At 40.4% G+C, this 15172-nt stretch carries 18 protein-coding genes; 5 read left to right on the top strand and 13 right to left on the bottom strand.

Translation table 11 applies throughout. From position 1 onward, the window contains the following. Positions 1 to 61 precede the first annotated feature (61 nt). Positions 62 to 457, top strand: a complete 396-nt coding sequence (locus DI076_RS08140) for an acyl-CoA thioesterase (RefSeq protein WP_108959432.1) — start codon at positions 62 to 64, stop codon at positions 455 to 457. 120 nt (positions 458 to 577) lie between these two features. Here the strand turns inward: DI076_RS08140 and DI076_RS08135 are convergent, their stop codons facing one another. Continuing rightward, on the bottom strand, positions 578 to 964 hold the full coding sequence (locus DI076_RS08135) for an LIC_11502 family protein (RefSeq protein ID WP_108959516.1): 387 nt from the start codon (positions 962 to 964) through the stop codon (positions 578 to 580). Here DI076_RS08135 and queG point away from each other — a divergent pair. Further along, positions 963 to 1925, top strand: a complete 963-nt coding sequence (gene queG, locus DI076_RS08130) for a tRNA epoxyqueuosine(34) reductase QueG (RefSeq protein ID WP_108959431.1) — start codon at positions 963 to 965, stop codon at positions 1923 to 1925. The genes DI076_RS08135 and queG overlap by 2 nt on opposite strands. Here queG and thiE read toward each other — a convergent pair. The 10 genes from thiE to DI076_RS08085 form a co-directional block, all read right to left on the bottom strand. Further along, positions 1922 to 2554: a thiamine phosphate synthase gene (gene thiE / locus DI076_RS08125; RefSeq protein ID WP_108959430.1), complete on the bottom strand. Its 633-nt coding sequence runs from the start codon at positions 2552 to 2554 to the stop codon at positions 1922 to 1924. The genes queG and thiE overlap by 4 nt on opposite strands. Further along, positions 2544 to 3347, bottom strand: a complete 804-nt coding sequence (gene thiM, locus DI076_RS08120) for a hydroxyethylthiazole kinase (RefSeq protein ID WP_108959429.1) — start codon at positions 3345 to 3347, stop codon at positions 2544 to 2546. The genes thiE and thiM overlap by 11 nt, the downstream gene beginning before the upstream one ends. A gap of 21 nt (positions 3348 to 3368) precedes the next feature. Then, positions 3369 to 3764 (bottom strand): response regulator, encoded by a 396-nt coding sequence (locus DI076_RS08115; protein WP_108959428.1) that lies wholly within the window; start codon positions 3762 to 3764, stop codon positions 3369 to 3371. Between the two features lie 5 nt (positions 3765 to 3769). Further along, positions 3770 to 3901, bottom strand: coding sequence for a hypothetical protein (locus tag DI076_RS20435; protein WP_265376373.1), 132 nt, complete (start codon positions 3899 to 3901; stop codon positions 3770 to 3772). Positions 3902 to 3959: 58 nt separating this feature from the next. Continuing rightward, positions 3960 to 4715 carry a type I methionyl aminopeptidase gene (map, locus tag DI076_RS08110; protein ID WP_108959427.1) on the bottom strand — a complete coding sequence of 252 codons (756 nt, stop codon included), beginning with the start codon at positions 4713 to 4715 and terminating at the stop codon, positions 3960 to 3962. 3 nt (positions 4716 to 4718) lie between these two features. Continuing rightward, a complete protein-coding gene (locus tag DI076_RS08105; protein WP_002978419.1) occupies positions 4719 to 4922 on the bottom strand; it encodes a hypothetical protein in 204 nt (67 codons plus the stop codon). A gap of 11 nt (positions 4923 to 4933) precedes the next feature. Next, positions 4934 to 8164, bottom strand: a complete 3231-nt coding sequence (locus DI076_RS08100) for a SpiroCoCo family coiled-coil protein (RefSeq protein ID WP_108959426.1) — start codon at positions 8162 to 8164, stop codon at positions 4934 to 4936. 83 nt (positions 8165 to 8247) lie between these two features. Continuing rightward, the gene (locus DI076_RS08095; protein ID WP_108959425.1) at positions 8248 to 8883 is read right to left on the bottom strand and encodes a rubrerythrin; all 636 of its coding nucleotides are present in this window, start codon (positions 8881 to 8883) and stop codon (positions 8248 to 8250) included. Positions 8884 to 8914: 31 nt separating this feature from the next. Further along, positions 8915 to 9553 carry a hypothetical protein gene (locus tag DI076_RS08090; protein WP_439957283.1) on the bottom strand — a complete coding sequence of 213 codons (639 nt, stop codon included), beginning with the start codon at positions 9551 to 9553 and terminating at the stop codon, positions 8915 to 8917. A gap of 8 nt (positions 9554 to 9561) precedes the next feature. Further along, positions 9562 to 10818 carry a 1-acyl-sn-glycerol-3-phosphate acyltransferase gene (locus DI076_RS08085; protein ID WP_108959423.1) on the bottom strand — a complete coding sequence of 419 codons (1257 nt, stop codon included), beginning with the start codon at positions 10816 to 10818 and terminating at the stop codon, positions 9562 to 9564. A 47-nt stretch (positions 10819 to 10865) separates the two neighbouring features. Here DI076_RS08085 and lmtA point away from each other — a divergent pair, with 47 nt between their 5' ends. From lmtA to DI076_RS08070, 3 genes are read left to right on the top strand one after another with little or no spacing between them, the layout of a single operon-like run. Beyond that, positions 10866 to 11627 (top strand): lipid A Kdo2 1-phosphate O-methyltransferase, encoded by a 762-nt coding sequence (lmtA, locus tag DI076_RS08080; RefSeq protein WP_108959422.1) that lies wholly within the window; start codon positions 10866 to 10868, stop codon positions 11625 to 11627. 6 nt (positions 11628 to 11633) lie between these two features. After that, complete coding sequence (locus tag DI076_RS08075) at positions 11634 to 11888, top strand: hypothetical protein (protein WP_108959421.1); 255 nt, start codon at positions 11634 to 11636, stop codon at positions 11886 to 11888. Between the two features lie 29 nt (positions 11889 to 11917). After that, entirely contained in the window at positions 11918 to 12757 is an 840-nt protein-coding gene (locus DI076_RS08070) for a hypothetical protein (protein WP_108959420.1), read from the top strand. On the opposite strand, the gene DI076_RS08065 is transcribed toward DI076_RS08070, so the two are convergent. Both DI076_RS08065 and DI076_RS08060 read right to left on the bottom strand, forming a co-directional pair. Then, positions 12735 to 13763 (bottom strand): AAA family ATPase, encoded by a 1029-nt coding sequence (locus tag DI076_RS08065; protein WP_108959419.1) that lies wholly within the window; start codon positions 13761 to 13763, stop codon positions 12735 to 12737. The two genes, DI076_RS08070 and DI076_RS08065, sit on opposite strands and share 23 nt — an antisense overlap. Further along, positions 13760 to 15169 carry an AMP-binding protein gene (locus DI076_RS08060; RefSeq protein ID WP_245918336.1) on the bottom strand — a complete coding sequence of 470 codons (1410 nt, stop codon included), beginning with the start codon at positions 15167 to 15169 and terminating at the stop codon, positions 13760 to 13762. Before DI076_RS08060 ends, DI076_RS08065 begins: the two co-directional genes overlap by 4 nt. Between the last annotated feature and the right edge of the window lie 3 nt (positions 15170 to 15172).

Raw genomic sequence — 15172 nt, 5'->3', positions numbered from 1 at the left:
AGAATCTCTCTTAAAGGATAAAGATGACAACCAAACACGATCTGAAACTTTTGTTCAAGAGATGATCCGAACAGAAATTCAAATTCGATTTAATGATATGGACCCGATGCGTAGGGTGAATAACGCAAGTTATTCGGCATATTTGGAATTGGCACGACTCGATTTTTGTAATCGGTACTTATCTGTTTCAACCTTAGAAGACATTCCCTTTGTCTTAGCGCGTGTGGAAATGGATTTGGTTTCGTCTGTTTTGCCAGGGGATTCCATTTACGTAAATACTTGGGTTTCTCAGATTGGCAATAGTTCTTGGGAATTTTCATATGAGATCAAAAACCAAAAAACAGATATTTTGTATGTAAAAGCCAAAACAGTCCAAGTGTATTTTGATTACAGGGAAAAGAAAAAATTACCGATTCCAAAAGAATTCCGAATGAGTTTGGAAAAGGAAATGATGTGATTCAAGGACTACCTTACCAATTGGAATTGTGATATAAAATTTCAATCAAATGACTTGCAAGAAAGAAAGATAGATCACATTCCAAATCAAAGGTTTGAGACAAGTTACATTTTACTCATTTCAAAACAATTCTTTGGAATCAAAATGTTTCCACTCCCAATGGTAGGCAGACTTATCTCCAAACTGAATGCATTCCTCCAACCAATTTGATTCTACTTCTGGATTGAGAGTCTCATAGGTTTCGATAATGGTTCGGATGAGTTCTTTGTATTCGGGTACAATTTCCGGTAAAAGAGGATCTGTTTCTCTGTTTAGAAGGCGGACCACCGATTGTAAAAGGGCAAAATAGATCCCTTTTTTTAAGAGTTCCGGTAATTCTTTTGGCAAAGGAACAAGGGCTTCTAGTTTTTGGAAATGAGGGATTAGTTTTGGAACCTGGACCAACAAATGGCTTGGCAAAAGGTTTTGGATTTTTGTAAGATACACTTCATTCTCTTCATTCGCCATGACACCATCTCCACTTCCCATCCAATCTCAAATCAAGTCCCTTTGTGAAAAAGAAGGATTTTCCTTTGTAGGATTCACAAAAGCGGAAATCCCAGAAAAAGACCTAGAGTATTTGGACCATTGGATTTCAGAAAAAAAACACGGGAATATGGACTGGTTTGCCAAAGACCATGCTCTATCCATTCGCAATCGATTTGAGAATTTGGGTTTTAAACCCACATCGGCCATTTGTTTGGGATTTGTCTACCGATCGAGTGAAGGGGAAAACCTTTTAGCTCATATGAAAAGGAAGGTATCTCGTTATGCTCTTGGCACCGATTACCATATTGTACTAAGAAAAAAAGGAAACCAAATCCTAAAAGAACTAAAAGCACTGTATCCACAAAATCATTTCCGCCAATCTGTAGATAGTTTGCCCATCGCCGAAAAAATTCTCACAAGGGAATCAAGGATCGTATGGCAAGGGAAACATACAAACCTCATCCATCCAAAATTAGGTTCTTATTTTTTTCTATCCATCATACTCACTGATTTAGAGTTAGGTGAAACAAATCTAGAGGAAACCACAACAGACCATTGTGGGAGTTGCAGGCGTTGTTTGGATGTATGCCCAACAAATGCTTTGGAACCATACGAGCTCGATGCATCCAAATGTATTTCGTATCTCACCATTGAAGATAGAACTCATACAGAGGTTACTGATTCTTTTTTAAAATGGGATAAAAAGGGTTGGGTTTATGGTTGTGACCTTTGCCAAGAAGTTTGCCCTTGGAACGAAGGGATCGCCAAACGAAACCAGGTGGAAACACTCGAACCGAGTTTTTTGCCCAGGGAATTTTGGAAGGATAGATCCTTCCAAGAGAAACAGAAGTTATCGGAAGAAGAATTCCAAACTTACTTCCAAGATTCACCAATCGAACGAATTGGACTTTCCATTTGGAACCGTAACCAATCCACTTAAAACAAATTTCGTAAGGATTCTGTCGCTAGTTTTGGGTCCTTTGCAGAACAAATGGCACTCACAACCGCGAGCGAATTGGCACCTGCTTGGATCACATCTTTTGCATTGTCTAAATGGATCCCACCAATGGCTACAATCGGGAGTGTCGTTCTTTCTCGAAGCCATTGAACGCCTGCTAGGCCCCATGCAGGTTTTGTATTGGTTTTGGTTTTTGTATCGAATACGGGTGAAACTGCCAGATAATCGAGAGTCAGATTTGGATTTTCTTTTTGTAAATTTCCCCAATCTTCTTTTGTTTCAATGGAAAGCCCAATGATGGCTTTGTCACCAAGGAGTTTTCTTGCTACAAACCAAGGAAGATCTGTTTGGCCAAGGTGGACCCCATCAGCTCCCGATGCCAAACAAAGATCCACTCGGTCATTGATGAGGAGGGGAACTTTGAAAGGGCTTAGGATTTTTTTTAGGTGGATGGCAAGTTCTAAAAATTCACGGGAAGAGGTTTCTTTTTCCCTCAGTTGGACAAGGGAAACTCCACCATTTGCAGACAAACGAACGACATCTTCTAAACGATGGTGGATGCAAAGGGGTCTGTCTGTCACCAGATAAACCCCTTGGATTTTATTTTGCATTTAACTTTTGTTTAATGGTGTCTGCATTCAGTTCATAAAGTGCATCAAGGAATGCCACTTGGAAACTGCCTGGGCTGGAAGTTTTGGTTTTGGCCATTTCACCAGCAATTCCCATCACTGCCATCGCTGAGGTTGCTGCACGGAATTGGTCTTTTTGAACCGCGGCAAAAGCTCCACAAAGGGCAGAGGCCGTACACCCAAGGCCTGTTACCTTTGTCATCAGTGCATCACCATTGGAGATTTGGGCTTGGTTTGTGCCTTTTAAGATATAATCAGTAGCACCAGAGATTACAACCACACCACCAGTGACATTGGATAAGGACTTACCTGTGTCCACTGCTGATTCAGAGGAATCAGTTGCATCCACACCTTTTGTTTTTCCAGATGAAGAAAGCGTAGATAAGATTTCTGATGCATTCCCTCTAATAATACTTGGGTTACCAGAATCTAAGATCCTTCTGATTGCCGCATTGCGGATGTTACTTGCTCCTGCACCAACAGGATCTAAGACCAAAGGTTTTCCTAAGGAGACAGCTTTTTTAGCTGCTTTTTCCATACTTTGGATCCAAGGTTCTGATAAGGTTCCAATATTGATGACAGTTGCCGAACAGATTGTAACCATTTCTTCCACTTCTTCAATGGCATGAGCCATAATGGGAGAGGCACCAATGGCAAGAAGTGCATTGGCAGTGTTATTCATCACAACGTAGTTGGTAATATTATGAACTAAAGGGACTGTCGAACGTAAGAGTTCTAAATCTTCGATTGTATTTTTTAAAATGTTTTCGGACATACGGAGGTTTCCTAGGAAAACCTAGGCAATCTTCGTTATAGCGTCTTCTACTTTTTTGATTAAATCCGATTCCGACCAAGGTTTGTTTAAAAAACTATGGAGATCCACTTCCCCTTTTAATTGGTTGAGGGAATGTTCGTCGATATGTCCGGAAATAATTATTTTTTTGATTTTGGGGTAGGTTTTATGTACTTCCCGTAAGAACTCATCACCACGTTGGTTGGGCATAAGCCAATCAGAAATGATGATGAGGATGTTGATGCCTTCATCTGCTAATTCTTCAATGATGGACCATGCCTCTTCTGTATTCTGGGCAGTCTCATAACGATACTCGTTCCCAAAATGTTTTTTCAGCTGAGATTTCAAACTCATCAATATGATTTGTTCGTCATCGACGAAGAGGATGGCACGGTTCATGGAAATTATTTTCCGTCGTGTGGGCACTCAACCAATTTGTCATGGCCAGGGCAGGAACGTTTTTCTTTTCCTGGGCAAATGGCAAATACGGATGTTGCAAAGAATAAAATGGATACTAAACTCACTGTTAATTTCATACGAAATCCTCTCTCTCGATTAGACGACAATTGGTTGGGGAATGCAAGAACGTTTTCTTCAGACTTTGGTTAGAATTTCATACCCTTTGTCTGTGACAAGGATGGTATGTTCAAACTGCGCTGATAATTTGCCGTCTTTGGTGCGGACCGTCCATTTGTCAGAACGATCAAAATTCACTTCCCAAGTTCCCAAATTGACCATCGGTTCCACAGTAAAAATCATACCTGTTTCCATTTTGGCTAATTTTCGGGGAGAACGAAAGTGGGGCACTTGTGGTTCTTCATGGAAATTTCGTCCCACACCATGTCCCATCAGATCACGGACAATCCCATACCCCATTGGGGTTAAAAAATCATCAATGGCGTTCCCGATATCATCAATTCGGTTTCCCGGTTTGATTTGTTCGATTCCAATCCACATGGCTTTTTCAGTGTCGGCTACCAGTTTTTCGGCTTCGGGAGTGGTTTTTCCACCCACAATAAAGGTTTTGGAAGTGTCTCCGATGTAACCATCCACAATGGGAGAAACATCTAAATTCACAATGTCACCATCTAACAAAACATCTTCTTTTTTGGGAATCCCATGGCAGACCACTTGGTTGATGGAAGTACAAATGGATTTTGGGAATCCTTTGTAACCGAGTGGGGCAGAGCGGTGGCCGTTCTTTTTGGTATAAGCTTCCGCTATATCGTTCAGTTCCAATGTGGAGACACCCGATTTCACAAAGGGTTCCAAATAAACGAGGAGTTCGGCGGCAAATTTACCCGCCTTCCTCATCTTTTCAATTTCTGATTTGTTTTTGATATAAATCACGGATTAGAAATCAGTCGACCGAACCGTTGTTCTTTTGTTGGCAGAAGTTCTTTCGAGAGCTTTGTCGATCAAACGGTAAATTTCTTCGTTGATACCGTCAATGGCATCCCCGGAAGTCATAAATCCCTTACTTTTGATGTAAGCTTTCACTTTAGAAGTGACAATAAGGGATTCTTTCGACGTTGTTTCTGTTTGTTCTTCGGACATGGATACCTCGGTTATTTCTTTCTAACTCCGAGGATGGTATCCACGAGGGATTTTTCAATATTTAATTTTTCACTAATTGCCTCGGAAGACCACTGGTAGTTGTCGTGGAGGCTTTGGATTGTGGCTCTTTTTCGCTCGACCAAGGGATTTCCCGAATTTTTTCGGTCCATTTTGGGGGAGGCGGAAGGGTTTTGCATCGCTCCTTGCACAATGTCCAAAAATTGGGAGAGTTTTTCGAAGGTTTCGTCTGCTTCCCCGAGGAGAGATTCCAAATCGTCCTTCGTGTCCTTTGTGGAATCCCTCAGGTCTTCCAAACGTTTTTGTAAGGTGAGGATTTGGCGGTGGCGGTCCGATAGGTCACCTAGCAGTTCTTCGATTTTGTCAAATTTGCGTTCGACGGAATCAATTTGTGCTTCTCGTTCCACAAGGAAGGAAGTGCGGTTTTCTGCTTGGCGGATGGTTTCTGTGAGTTCTTTTTCTCTCGCTTCCACCACATCGATTTCGCGGTCGAGGATGTCGAGGCGAGCTTGCAACTCCCGTGCATTGTGTTTTTGGCCTTCCAAGTTTTCCACCAAATGGAAAACGGAATCTTGTGACTCCTGGAGTGAGGACAAAAAGGATTCGATTTTGGCTTGTTCTTTTGTAAGATTTGTCACACGAGATTCAATCGATGTAATCTCTGTTAGGCTCTGTTCAAACCCTTCCATGGTTTCGGAAACATGGACCAAGTTGGAAGCAAGGATTTGGATTTGTTTGTCGATGTCTTCCGATTGGAATTGTGCTTCTCTCAGTGCCTCAAGTTCGTTTGCAATTTGAGTGCGCATTTCGCTGAATTCAGAGATGGCCGATTGGACAAGTTCCAAATCAGGTTTTCCTTTTTCGAGAGAACGTAAGGCTTCTGAAATTTCTTCCACAGCCTTGTTTGATTCGTCTGCAATTTGTTTGGCGGACGCAAATAAATCAGAGTGTTCTTTGACAGTTTCGAGTTCACTCGATAAAGTTAAGATTTCATCTTTGAGAGATTCCAATTCGTTTTGGAAACCAGACAAGGTTTCTTCTTTGGTTTCGTTGAGAGATTCCAAACCATTTTGGATTTCAAATTTGAGATCATGAAAACGGTTCAGGCTGTCCTTTAAGAAGTCTTGGCTTTCTTTTGCAATTTCTTTGAACGATTTTTCGTAATCTCTTTGGTAGGTCTCAATTTGTTTTTTCGATTCGTCTTTGGAACGTTTGATGCTTTCTTCTAAGTTGCGACGAACTGTATTTAGGTGGTTCGAAATTTTTTCTTCTAATTGACCGAGTTGGACATTCCCTTTGTCGAGGAGTTTTGTGAGTTGGTGTGAGATTTTGGAATCGATGGTTTCGTTCAAACGATCCATTTTCTCTTCTTGAAGATTGAAAAAGGATTCCCCAGATTCTTCCAAGTGTTTGAGGATACGTTCGACTTCACTACGAGCCAGTTTTGATTCTTCTTCCAATCGCGAGATACTCTCTTTGGTTTTGGATTCGGCCACAAGTTCCAAGTTAGATTTTGCTTTTTGGAACTGGTTTTGGAATTCACCAAGTAAGTCTGCGCCTTCCACATGGATTTCTTTAAGGCGGTCTTGGAGTTTTTCGATGCTATAATTTTGGTCTTCGCGGATCCTACTGAGTTCTTCTTCCCATTTACTCACAAATTGTTCTAAATTCGCATTGGCGATGCGGATTTTTTCTGTAACAATGGTTTCGGATTCTTTGGCTTTTTCTTCTGCCGTTTCTAAGATTTCGTGAGCGGATTCGCGTAACGCTGACTTCAATTCTTCTACGTATTCATCCACATCTTTGGTTTGAGTCGTGATGGTTTCATTCAGCTCTTTCACTTGGGATTGGATGGAGCTTAAGTCTGATTCCATTTCGTGTTTTTGGATTTTGAAATCAGAATGCATTCTTTCTTCGAGTTCTTTTTTCAAATCAAAAAGGGAGGATTTGATCACCATCTCTTGGCCAGAACGAACAGTTTCTAATTCGCGATCAAATTCTTTTAACTCTTGTAATGCGCTTTTTTTGAGAGTATTTGCTTCTTCTCTAAGTTCTTCTGAAATGCGGTGGAATTCTTCTGAGAAAGCTTCGATCTCTCGGATGAGTTCTTGTTTGCGGATGTCTGCTTGTCGGAGGAGTTTGTTCTCTGCTTCTAAGTATTTCTCTTGGAATTGGATGATGGTTTGGTTGATTCCATCCGCTTGCCTTCTCGTTTCATTGATGATGTCATCTCGTTTGGAAAGTGTTTCCAAAGAGAGGTCTTCAATTTCTCGTTTGATCGCATCCGTTTCTTGGCTTAGACCTTTCATAAATGAATCTTTGGTATGGCTTACTTGGTCTACGATGGAATCAAATCGTTCTTGGATTTTTTTCTCAAGCAGTGATACTTTTTCTTCTACTTTCGAAGATGCTCTTTGGTATTTTTCTTCTAACCTTTCATCAAACTTATCTACTTTGTCAGAAAGTAATGACGATGTGTCTTCAAACTTCGTGAGCCGAACATCTAAGTCACCTTGTGCATACTTCATCGATTCGAGGAGTAAATCCATTTCTTTTCTGGCATGGTCAAGACGGCCCGCCGTTTCATTCACCATCACATCGGCATGGGTTAATAATTTTTCTCTGGCGGTCTCTGCAATTTTAGAAAGGGAATTGTCTAAGAAATCTGATTTGGTTTCGAGTAGGCTTTCGAGTTCCACCATCTTTTGAGCAACGGATTGTAAAATTTCATCACTACGTAAGTTCAATTTGTTTTGGAAGGTATCGAGCATCGAAATGGATTCGTTATGAAGTGCTTCCATATCTTCTGATACTTCGCGTAACTCACGTTTGTGGGTATTGATTTGAGAAAGTCCTTCTTCCATGTATTGTTTTTCACGGCGGACTTGGTTACTCAAATCTTGGATTTGTTCCATTTCGCCCGAGAGAGAAGAGAGGTAGTCTTTACTCGCTCTGATTTTTTCGAAGAGGTCTCTCGATTCGGCACTTAAATGTTGGATGTCTTCTGCTACTTTACGCGATTGTTTGACAAGGATGTCCAAATCAATCCCTGCATCCTTGACCATTTGGATCTTTTGGAGGGCGACACCTTGCATTTCTTCCGTGAGTTTGGAGGCATACCTCTTTAATTGGGACAGTTTGGTATTGGATTTGTCCAAACGACGGAGTCCGATGGTCACGGCTACACTCGCCAAAAAAGGCAATAAAAAGACTTCTAATCCCATTTTCTCAAAGATCCAATAATAGTATTATGTCGCATGAAGATGGTTGAAGGAAACCAGTCTCGGATTTTTTTCGCAAGCCTTTTTTAATTTAGGGAGAATTCGCTGATTTGGTGCCAAAAACGGGCGAAAATTTTCGCTTCTTCCTCTTCCAATTGCGCAAGCCTTTCGGAAGCATTCGGGTCCAAACGGAACATTTCTGCACTCATCTCGGACAAATGGCCTTCTTCTTCTAGGATGAGGTTGGTTAGGCGGATGGGAGAACCATTCTGGTTCAGAATTTCATCATACGCAGTGTAGATGACCATTGCTCTTTTTTCAATCACGGTTGTGGTGTACAAGTAGGCAAGGTAAGTGAAGGTTTTTTCCTCTGGGAAAACTTTCCTTAGATTCCTGCGGACTAAGGTGTCTAGTTTTGCGAAATAAATTCTTGCGGCAGTCCCCCGAACCAGTGAGGAGTTTTGGTACCCAGACCGGAACTCTGGTTGGATCGTCCTTGCGGCTTTTTTGAAAAAGAGGGCATGCCTTGCTTCTTCCGTGGCATGGCGTAAAATCATTTCAGAGGTATCTTCACTCGATTGTGTGAGAAGGATTTTGCGGGACCCAATGTGTTCGAGAAGGGAGAGTGTGTTTAGCCAAAGAGCATGGTTTGTCTCATTTGAGATGATGGCTTGTAAAACTTGCGGAATCGAATCGTTTTTTGTCTCTGTCGCTTGGCCCATACATCCAAGTTGGAAAACCAGGGATTCTCTGCTAGCCTTTCTTTAGAGGAATGGTGAGTTGGGCAATGGTTTCGCCGTCTTCATGGTAGATGCGGAACTGGTCCGTGGGAAGGCCCTCCCCTTTGAGTAGGATGATACAAAGAGCGATACCAATTCCTTCCCCTTCGGAATTATCACCCCGTTCGATGTAGTATTCCATGATATCGTTGTAGTTCTGTGCATGCAAAAGAGAGTTTCTGATTTTTTGCATTTCCCCTCGCACTAACATTGAATTGTTACGGATATCAAATTTGATTTGGGTATCGTTATGTTCAATTTTGACATGGACATACAAATTTTTTTCACGAGCAAGAGGTTCAAACGTATTCCCTCTGCCTGATAGGATGAGGCTTTTGTACATTCGAACACCTAATTCGTAGTCGGCGGGAGATTGAATGTCTAACAAGTTCTCTTGGAAAAATAATCGTTTGAAATTGGCTTTGAATCCATTGAGGATCAAATCTTTGACAATGGTAAAAAGAATGGCAGATAGGTTTTCAATTTTGTATTTATTTGTTAACGAATCGAGTAATTGCACTAAATTTTCATCTAAATTTTTGGAAGCTCCATAGGCTGAAAATTCCAAAGGACTAGGTGTTTTTAACCAGTCCTCAATTTGAGATGGCAACATTCGTTCCATTAAAAAATATACTGACTCGGGAATAGTGGATTTGATTTGGACTTTTCATCTACTAACATAGATTGTAACTCATCCCTTAGACGTTCCGTAATGTTATCTATTGTTTTCTTTTTGTCTTCCTTATAAGAACCAAGATAGTCATTGATCTTAAATGGTTTCCCTAACCTAACGATTGCTTTGTGAGGCCTGGATTTGGTTTCACCCAAAATTTCGTTTTCATAACGGTACAAAAATTCATACAGACGTTCAGGGCTTGGTAATTCTTTGATATAAGCAGTTTGGATGGAGATAAAATCGTAAGCTTTTGTGGCGGCATTCCTTGCCCACCTTGCCATTTCCAAACTAGGAAGTTCTCCATTGGGGTCAGGCATTCCGACAGAAACCATTTCGAGTACACTGAGTATCTTCCTAAGTTTTTCGATCGCATTGGCATCGCTGTCCCATTTTGGGATGTTCGCTTTTCTTGCGATATTATCTAACATAGCATGTCGCATCCGACCCAATCGGTAGTCAAAATCATCGGCTTTACTTTCGTCTACGGGCACACCGTATTCTTTTTCTTCCCGTTCCATCATTCGTTTCCCAACTGATAAAAATCGGTGGACAATGTCTTTTCCCGTTTTGGAAATTCCGAGTCTCTCTTCCATTCTCGTCAGACTTTGGTCGATGTCTCGTTGCATGGATTGGATTGAACTAGTCATCCGATATTTGATGAAAGTGGGGAGTACCCAGATGGTCGCATTTGGATCTTGTTTGAGTGCATCTTCCAGCCCCCAAATTCCCAGTTGGGCCACTCCTGGTTGGAAGGGGAGTAAGGTATCATTCATACCACTTGTCGGTTCCCCTTCTGGAAACAGTGCCAATTTGCCAGAGTTGTTTGCAAGGATGGATCTTGATGCTTTTAAGGATTCACGGTCAGGTGCTCCAGCTAACACAGAATAGGCTCCGATTGACTGGATAAAATCACCAACAAACCCATACCCCCATTCAAATACCTCCCTTGCTGCCATGTAATGAAAACGAGAACCCATAATGTTTGCAACATGGAAGGCCACACCTGGTTCTTTGGTTGTGGGATGGTTGGAAATGTAAACCAAACGTTCCTTTTGTAAGGATTTTAAAGTTTTTATGTCATTTTCAGAGATTTCAATCGAATCGATATTGTGAACCAATTTGTTGAGAAGAGGTAGTGTCAGATCGGTAAACCAAAGAGCAGGGAGATTGAACTTTGCAGGAATGAAGGATTTGATTGACATAGGACGAATGCTGACAGCTTAATCAAAGGAAGCAAGTACGATTTAACATGGCACTTATAGAAGAACTCAACCAACAAGGCAATTTTCTCTTCCGATGGCGCTCCTACATTCCAGGAGTCATTTTGTTCCTTTCCTTACTGTATCTACCGTATGTTCCTTATTTCCAAGGGAATTATATGTCCAATTTGTATTGGTTAACAGCTGCATTTGTAGTTAGTTTAGCAGGTCTTTTTGTAAGATGTTTTACCATTGGTTACACTCCCAAAAATACATCAGGGCGAAATACAAAACAACAAGTAGCAGATGTCGTCAACCAATCAGGGATTTACTCTCTTGTGAGACATCCCCTTTATGTGGGAAACTTTTTAATGTATTTGGGTCCTGTGCTCATCTTACGGGACTTTGCTTTTGCATTGGTTTACATCATGTTCTTTTACCTATATTACGAAAGGATTATCTTTGCTGAAGAATATTTCCTTCGTGGTAAATTCAAAGATGCTTATTTAAAATGGGCAGACAAAACACCAGCGTTTATCCCTCGTTTGTCGGGTTATGTAAAACCGAATTTGGACTTTTCGTTTCGTAATATTTGGAAACGAGAATACCCAAGTTTGTTTGGAATCATCGTTGTGTTCACAGTGTTTGATTTAATCCAAATATATTACCAAGAACCAAACTTACGTGTTGTCGACATTGTTGGGATCTGGAAACCATTTCATACTTGGTTTTTTGGGTTTGGACTTGTGTTTTATGTTGTCACACGTCTTATTGTAAAGACCACCAAACTTTTAGAAGTCGAAGGACGTTAAATTTCGATGAGTCGTTTGTCCAATGGATGGAAAGTTCCTGAGTCCTTAGAAGACAAAAAGGAACTTTTAGAATCCTACCAAAAAACAGTAGAAAGTATGGAAAGTGAAAATCCACTGACCATCTTTCGGGAACATATGGACAACGGCTTACTTTTCAAAGCTGGGTTACAAGATGCGATGAACCAACTCACCACTTTTGCGAACCTCTACATGAGTATCATTGAACTAAAAGATGAAATCAAAAAACAAACCAATGTTTAATGGTGATAAAACAGTCACACAATTAAGTTATGGATATTTTATCCCTTTATCAAGGTAAAACCTACAAAGGTTCTCTTTCTAACGAATCAAAATCTTTTTTAAACCCCATACACAACTACATCCAAGAAGAATTTTCGAAAGGAATTCCAACCAATGTAAGTTCAGATATTTCGTATCCTGAATTACAAACTTCAATGGCAAACATCCGTTCTAGGATTTACGAGAATGTTTCCATCAAAGGATTTTTGTTCCCCATTTTAGAAGAATGGAAAGTAGATGCAAATGATGTTTATGTAGATTTATTTCGACTCCGGTGTGTTCCTAATGGATTTCATACCTTAGAAGGCGCAAAATCTGTACAATACATCCACCGTGACCCTTGGTATGCCAATCCGCAAAACCAAATTAACCTTTGGCTTCCAATCACAAACGTTGAGTTAGGTTCTGGATTTTCCGTGTATCCATCCTATTTTGGAAAACCCATTCAAAACAATTCTTCTTTGTTTGAGTATGAACACTGGAAAGAAACTGGTGGATTCCAAACGAATACAACCCACCCGCGTATTGGCGAAAAAATATTTCCAAAACCATTAGAGGAAGTAAAAGATCCAAATCCACTTTCGGTGTATGGTGATTTTGGAGATTATTTTATCTTCGCATCACACCACTTACATGGAACAAACGATAATACACAAGGGTATTCTCGATTTAGTTTGGAAGTAAGGTTAGTCATTGGTGAACATACCAAACATCACTTGGGACCGAAAAATATCGATAATGGATCCCGAGGTACCACACTTTATGAAATGAAACATCTAGTGACTGGCGAAATTTTACCAAGTGAGGTCATTCAATCATACGTAAATTGATCTGCTCTTTCGTGAATGATAAAGGATTGATTGGTTGGTCTTTGATTTGGTTTACAAACTCGATTGCTAGTTTTTCTCTTTCTAAAAAATTCCCTTTTACTAAAAAATAATCTCGTTTTGCATCTTCCATCGCTTTTAAAAAGCGAATTTTCATCTCCCCTCTTTCTTCACCTAAGTCTCGTAATTTGTCCCTTTCCCAAGGGATGTCGATGTCTAAAAATAAAGAGGCATCATACCGTAAACCAAGCGCTCGTTCGGTGAGCCAAGGGATTTCTGAATTGTAATACCGTTCCAAATAAACTTTTGTCGTAAGTAAATCCGTATCTAAAAATAAAAGCCCGTTGGAAGTTTTGGTTGTTTCCACCTCCGATAATAAATGTCCTTTTGCGATGGGTAAAAAATCAGATTCTTCCATTGGACTTGGTTTCTTCTCTAAGTAATCTCTGGCAAATTCAGGGATCCAATTGGTTTGGAACAATTCTGCTAGTTTTTTCGCTAGAGTTGTTTTCCCCACCGATTCACTCCCCGTAAGGACAATTTTTTTTACAAAATAAGGTCTGATCGGTTCAGGGATGTATTCCCAATACTTCAGTGGGGATTCACGGATTTTTGTAGCAGAGATTGGAATTTTGTTTCTTCCGATATCAATAGGTATGTGTTTACATCCTAAAACAGATGCTAGTGGGTCTCCATAATTTTCAGACGTAAAGAGGGAATGGATGGGGTATGGCGAATGGGACTCAATGGTTTGTTTCCATATCTGCCAAAAATGGGGATGGTCTTCGGGAAACTGTGGGTTTTCATCCTTAACCCATATGACGTTTATGTTTTGGTTCGGCAGGAGTTCTTTCATCCATTCAAATCGAAGTGCACCTGGAATGATTTCCTGATTCAAAGAACAAACAAGGACTGTCAAATCCTCACACTGTTTTTTCGCTTCCCGAACTAAATGCAAATGGCCTTTGTGAGGTGGGTAAAACTTACCGAGGATGAGACCATGTTTCATGATTTTGAGTCCCTTTGGGAAAGATAAGAATTGATAAAAACAATTTGTTTTTTTCCATCTAACGGAAAATTGGTGCTTATATAAACTTGAGATCCTTTTCCAAAAAGGGATTCAAGTTCCTCTTTGATTTTTGTTTTTTCATTTTCCAAGCTGATCTCACTCATATCCATTGTGTCAGAAAGTGATAACCTACATTCCCATCTCACTTCAGTGATTTGTTCCACTTGGAATTGGTAAATGATGGAATTTTTTCTGAGAATCCTTGCTACATCGATTGGATTTACCGTTTCCCCGTTTGGTTTTTGGAAGTACACTGGTTTTCTACCGGATAACAGGCGTAAACGAGGGAAATGGTCTCCACATTCGCAAGTTCCGTATTGGATTTCTCCTTGGTCACCAGTTTTATACCTCAGGAGAGGTAAGTAAGGATTTCTTCCACCTGTAAGGACAATCTCACCCACATTGCCAGTGGGGATTGGTGTGAGAGTTTCATTTGAGATCACCTCTACATACAAATCATGTGGGAGTAGGTGCATCCATTCTGGATCTTTGGGGCAGGAATAAGCAATGGGACCTGTTTCATTTAGAGAATAAAAATTAATAACGGGGCATTGGAAGTATTCGGAAAGATTGTTTCGTAAAGCAGGTGTTAACTCTAAGGCAGTAGAGTGAATGGCTTCTGGTTTGTATTTGATACCCATTTTCATTGCCGATTCAAATGCATAAGGGTCTCCCGTTAAAATTTGTGGGGAAAATTCTAAAAGGAAGTTTTGTAAATCGGAAGGTTTGTTCCAAGAATTGGGATGGATATTAATTTTTGCAAATTTGGCTCCTCCCGCCAAACTATGGCAGGTGGCATATACAATTGTGTTTTGTTGGTAACAAAGTTGAATGGCAAAGGTGGACTTTGGAGAATGGATAGGAGTTACTCCATATTTATTTACACTGTATTCGATTAGCGGCACATAACATCCAATCGCCTTTGGGTGGTTTGGTGCAAGGATTGGTTTTCCTGTCGTACCAGAAGTGGGATTGATCACCATATCCTTTAGGTTTGCATCTATTGGGATGATGTCTGTGATTTTTGATTGTAAGTCATCACGGTTTGTAAAGGGGATGGACTCAAAGTTTTGTTTCCATTGGATCCCTTCCAATTGTTGTTTAAAAAATGTAGATGTATTTATATAAATTTCGATAAAGGAGAGAATCGATTCCTTTGTTTGATACAGAGAATGTTCTTTTGCATACACTAAATCCTTTTGGAAGGACTTTACAAATTCAAATTCCTCTTCTCCAATTCGGTCCCCAATGTTTGCATTCCATTTGGGCGCAAAACGTGACTCGAACATTTTTTGTAATTCGAGATCCCATTCCTCTCGTAAAAGTGGTGTTCTTTTTGAATCCAAAAC

Source organism: Leptospira ellinghausenii (assembly GCF_003114815.1).
GTDB lineage: Bacteria > Spirochaetota > Leptospiria > Leptospirales > Leptospiraceae > Leptospira_A > Leptospira_A ellinghausenii.
The sequence above is the reverse complement of the archived record's forward strand: the minus strand, read 5'-3'. Positions and strand labels throughout refer to the sequence as shown.

Bases quoted from the DNA above. Each gene is read 5' to 3' on its own strand.
- DI076_RS08140 (WP_108959432.1), top strand. From the start codon at position 62: ATGATCCGAACAGAAATTCAAATTCGATTTAATGATATGGACCCGATG.
- queG (WP_108959431.1), top strand. From the start codon at position 963: ATGACACCATCTCCACTTCCCATCCAATCTCAAATCAAGTCCCTTTGT.
- DI076_RS08135 (WP_108959516.1), bottom strand. From the start codon at position 964: ATGGCGAATGAAGAGAATGAAGTGTATCTTACAAAAATCCAAAACCTT.
- thiE (WP_108959430.1), bottom strand. From the start codon at position 2,554: ATGCAAAATAAAATCCAAGGGGTTTATCTGGTGACAGACAGACCCCTT.
- thiM (WP_108959429.1), bottom strand. From the start codon at position 3,347: ATGTCCGAAAACATTTTAAAAAATACAATCGAAGATTTAGAACTCTTA.
- DI076_RS08115 (WP_108959428.1), bottom strand. From the start codon at position 3,764: ATGAACCGTGCCATCCTCTTCGTCGATGACGAACAAATCATATTGATG.
- DI076_RS20435 (WP_265376373.1), bottom strand. From the start codon at position 3,901: ATGAAATTAACAGTGAGTTTAGTATCCATTTTATTCTTTGCAACATCC.
- DI076_RS08105 (WP_002978419.1), bottom strand. From the start codon at position 4,922: ATGTCCGAAGAACAAACAGAAACAACGTCGAAAGAATCCCTTATTGTC.
- DI076_RS08100 (WP_108959426.1), bottom strand. From the start codon at position 8,164: ATGGGATTAGAAGTCTTTTTATTGCCTTTTTTGGCGAGTGTAGCCGTG.
- DI076_RS08095 (WP_108959425.1), bottom strand. From the start codon at position 8,883: ATGGGCCAAGCGACAGAGACAAAAAACGATTCGATTCCGCAAGTTTTA.
- DI076_RS08090 (WP_439957283.1), bottom strand. From the start codon at position 9,553: ATGTTGCCATCTCAAATTGAGGACTGGTTAAAAACACCTAGTCCTTTG.
- DI076_RS08085 (WP_108959423.1), bottom strand. From the start codon at position 10,818: ATGTCAATCAAATCCTTCATTCCTGCAAAGTTCAATCTCCCTGCTCTT.
- lmtA (WP_108959422.1), top strand. From the start codon at position 10,866: ATGGCACTTATAGAAGAACTCAACCAACAAGGCAATTTTCTCTTCCGA.
- DI076_RS08075 (WP_108959421.1), top strand. From the start codon at position 11,634: ATGAGTCGTTTGTCCAATGGATGGAAAGTTCCTGAGTCCTTAGAAGAC.
- DI076_RS08070 (WP_108959420.1), top strand. From the start codon at position 11,918: ATGGATATTTTATCCCTTTATCAAGGTAAAACCTACAAAGGTTCTCTT.
- DI076_RS08065 (WP_108959419.1), bottom strand. From the start codon at position 13,763: ATGAAACATGGTCTCATCCTCGGTAAGTTTTACCCACCTCACAAAGGC.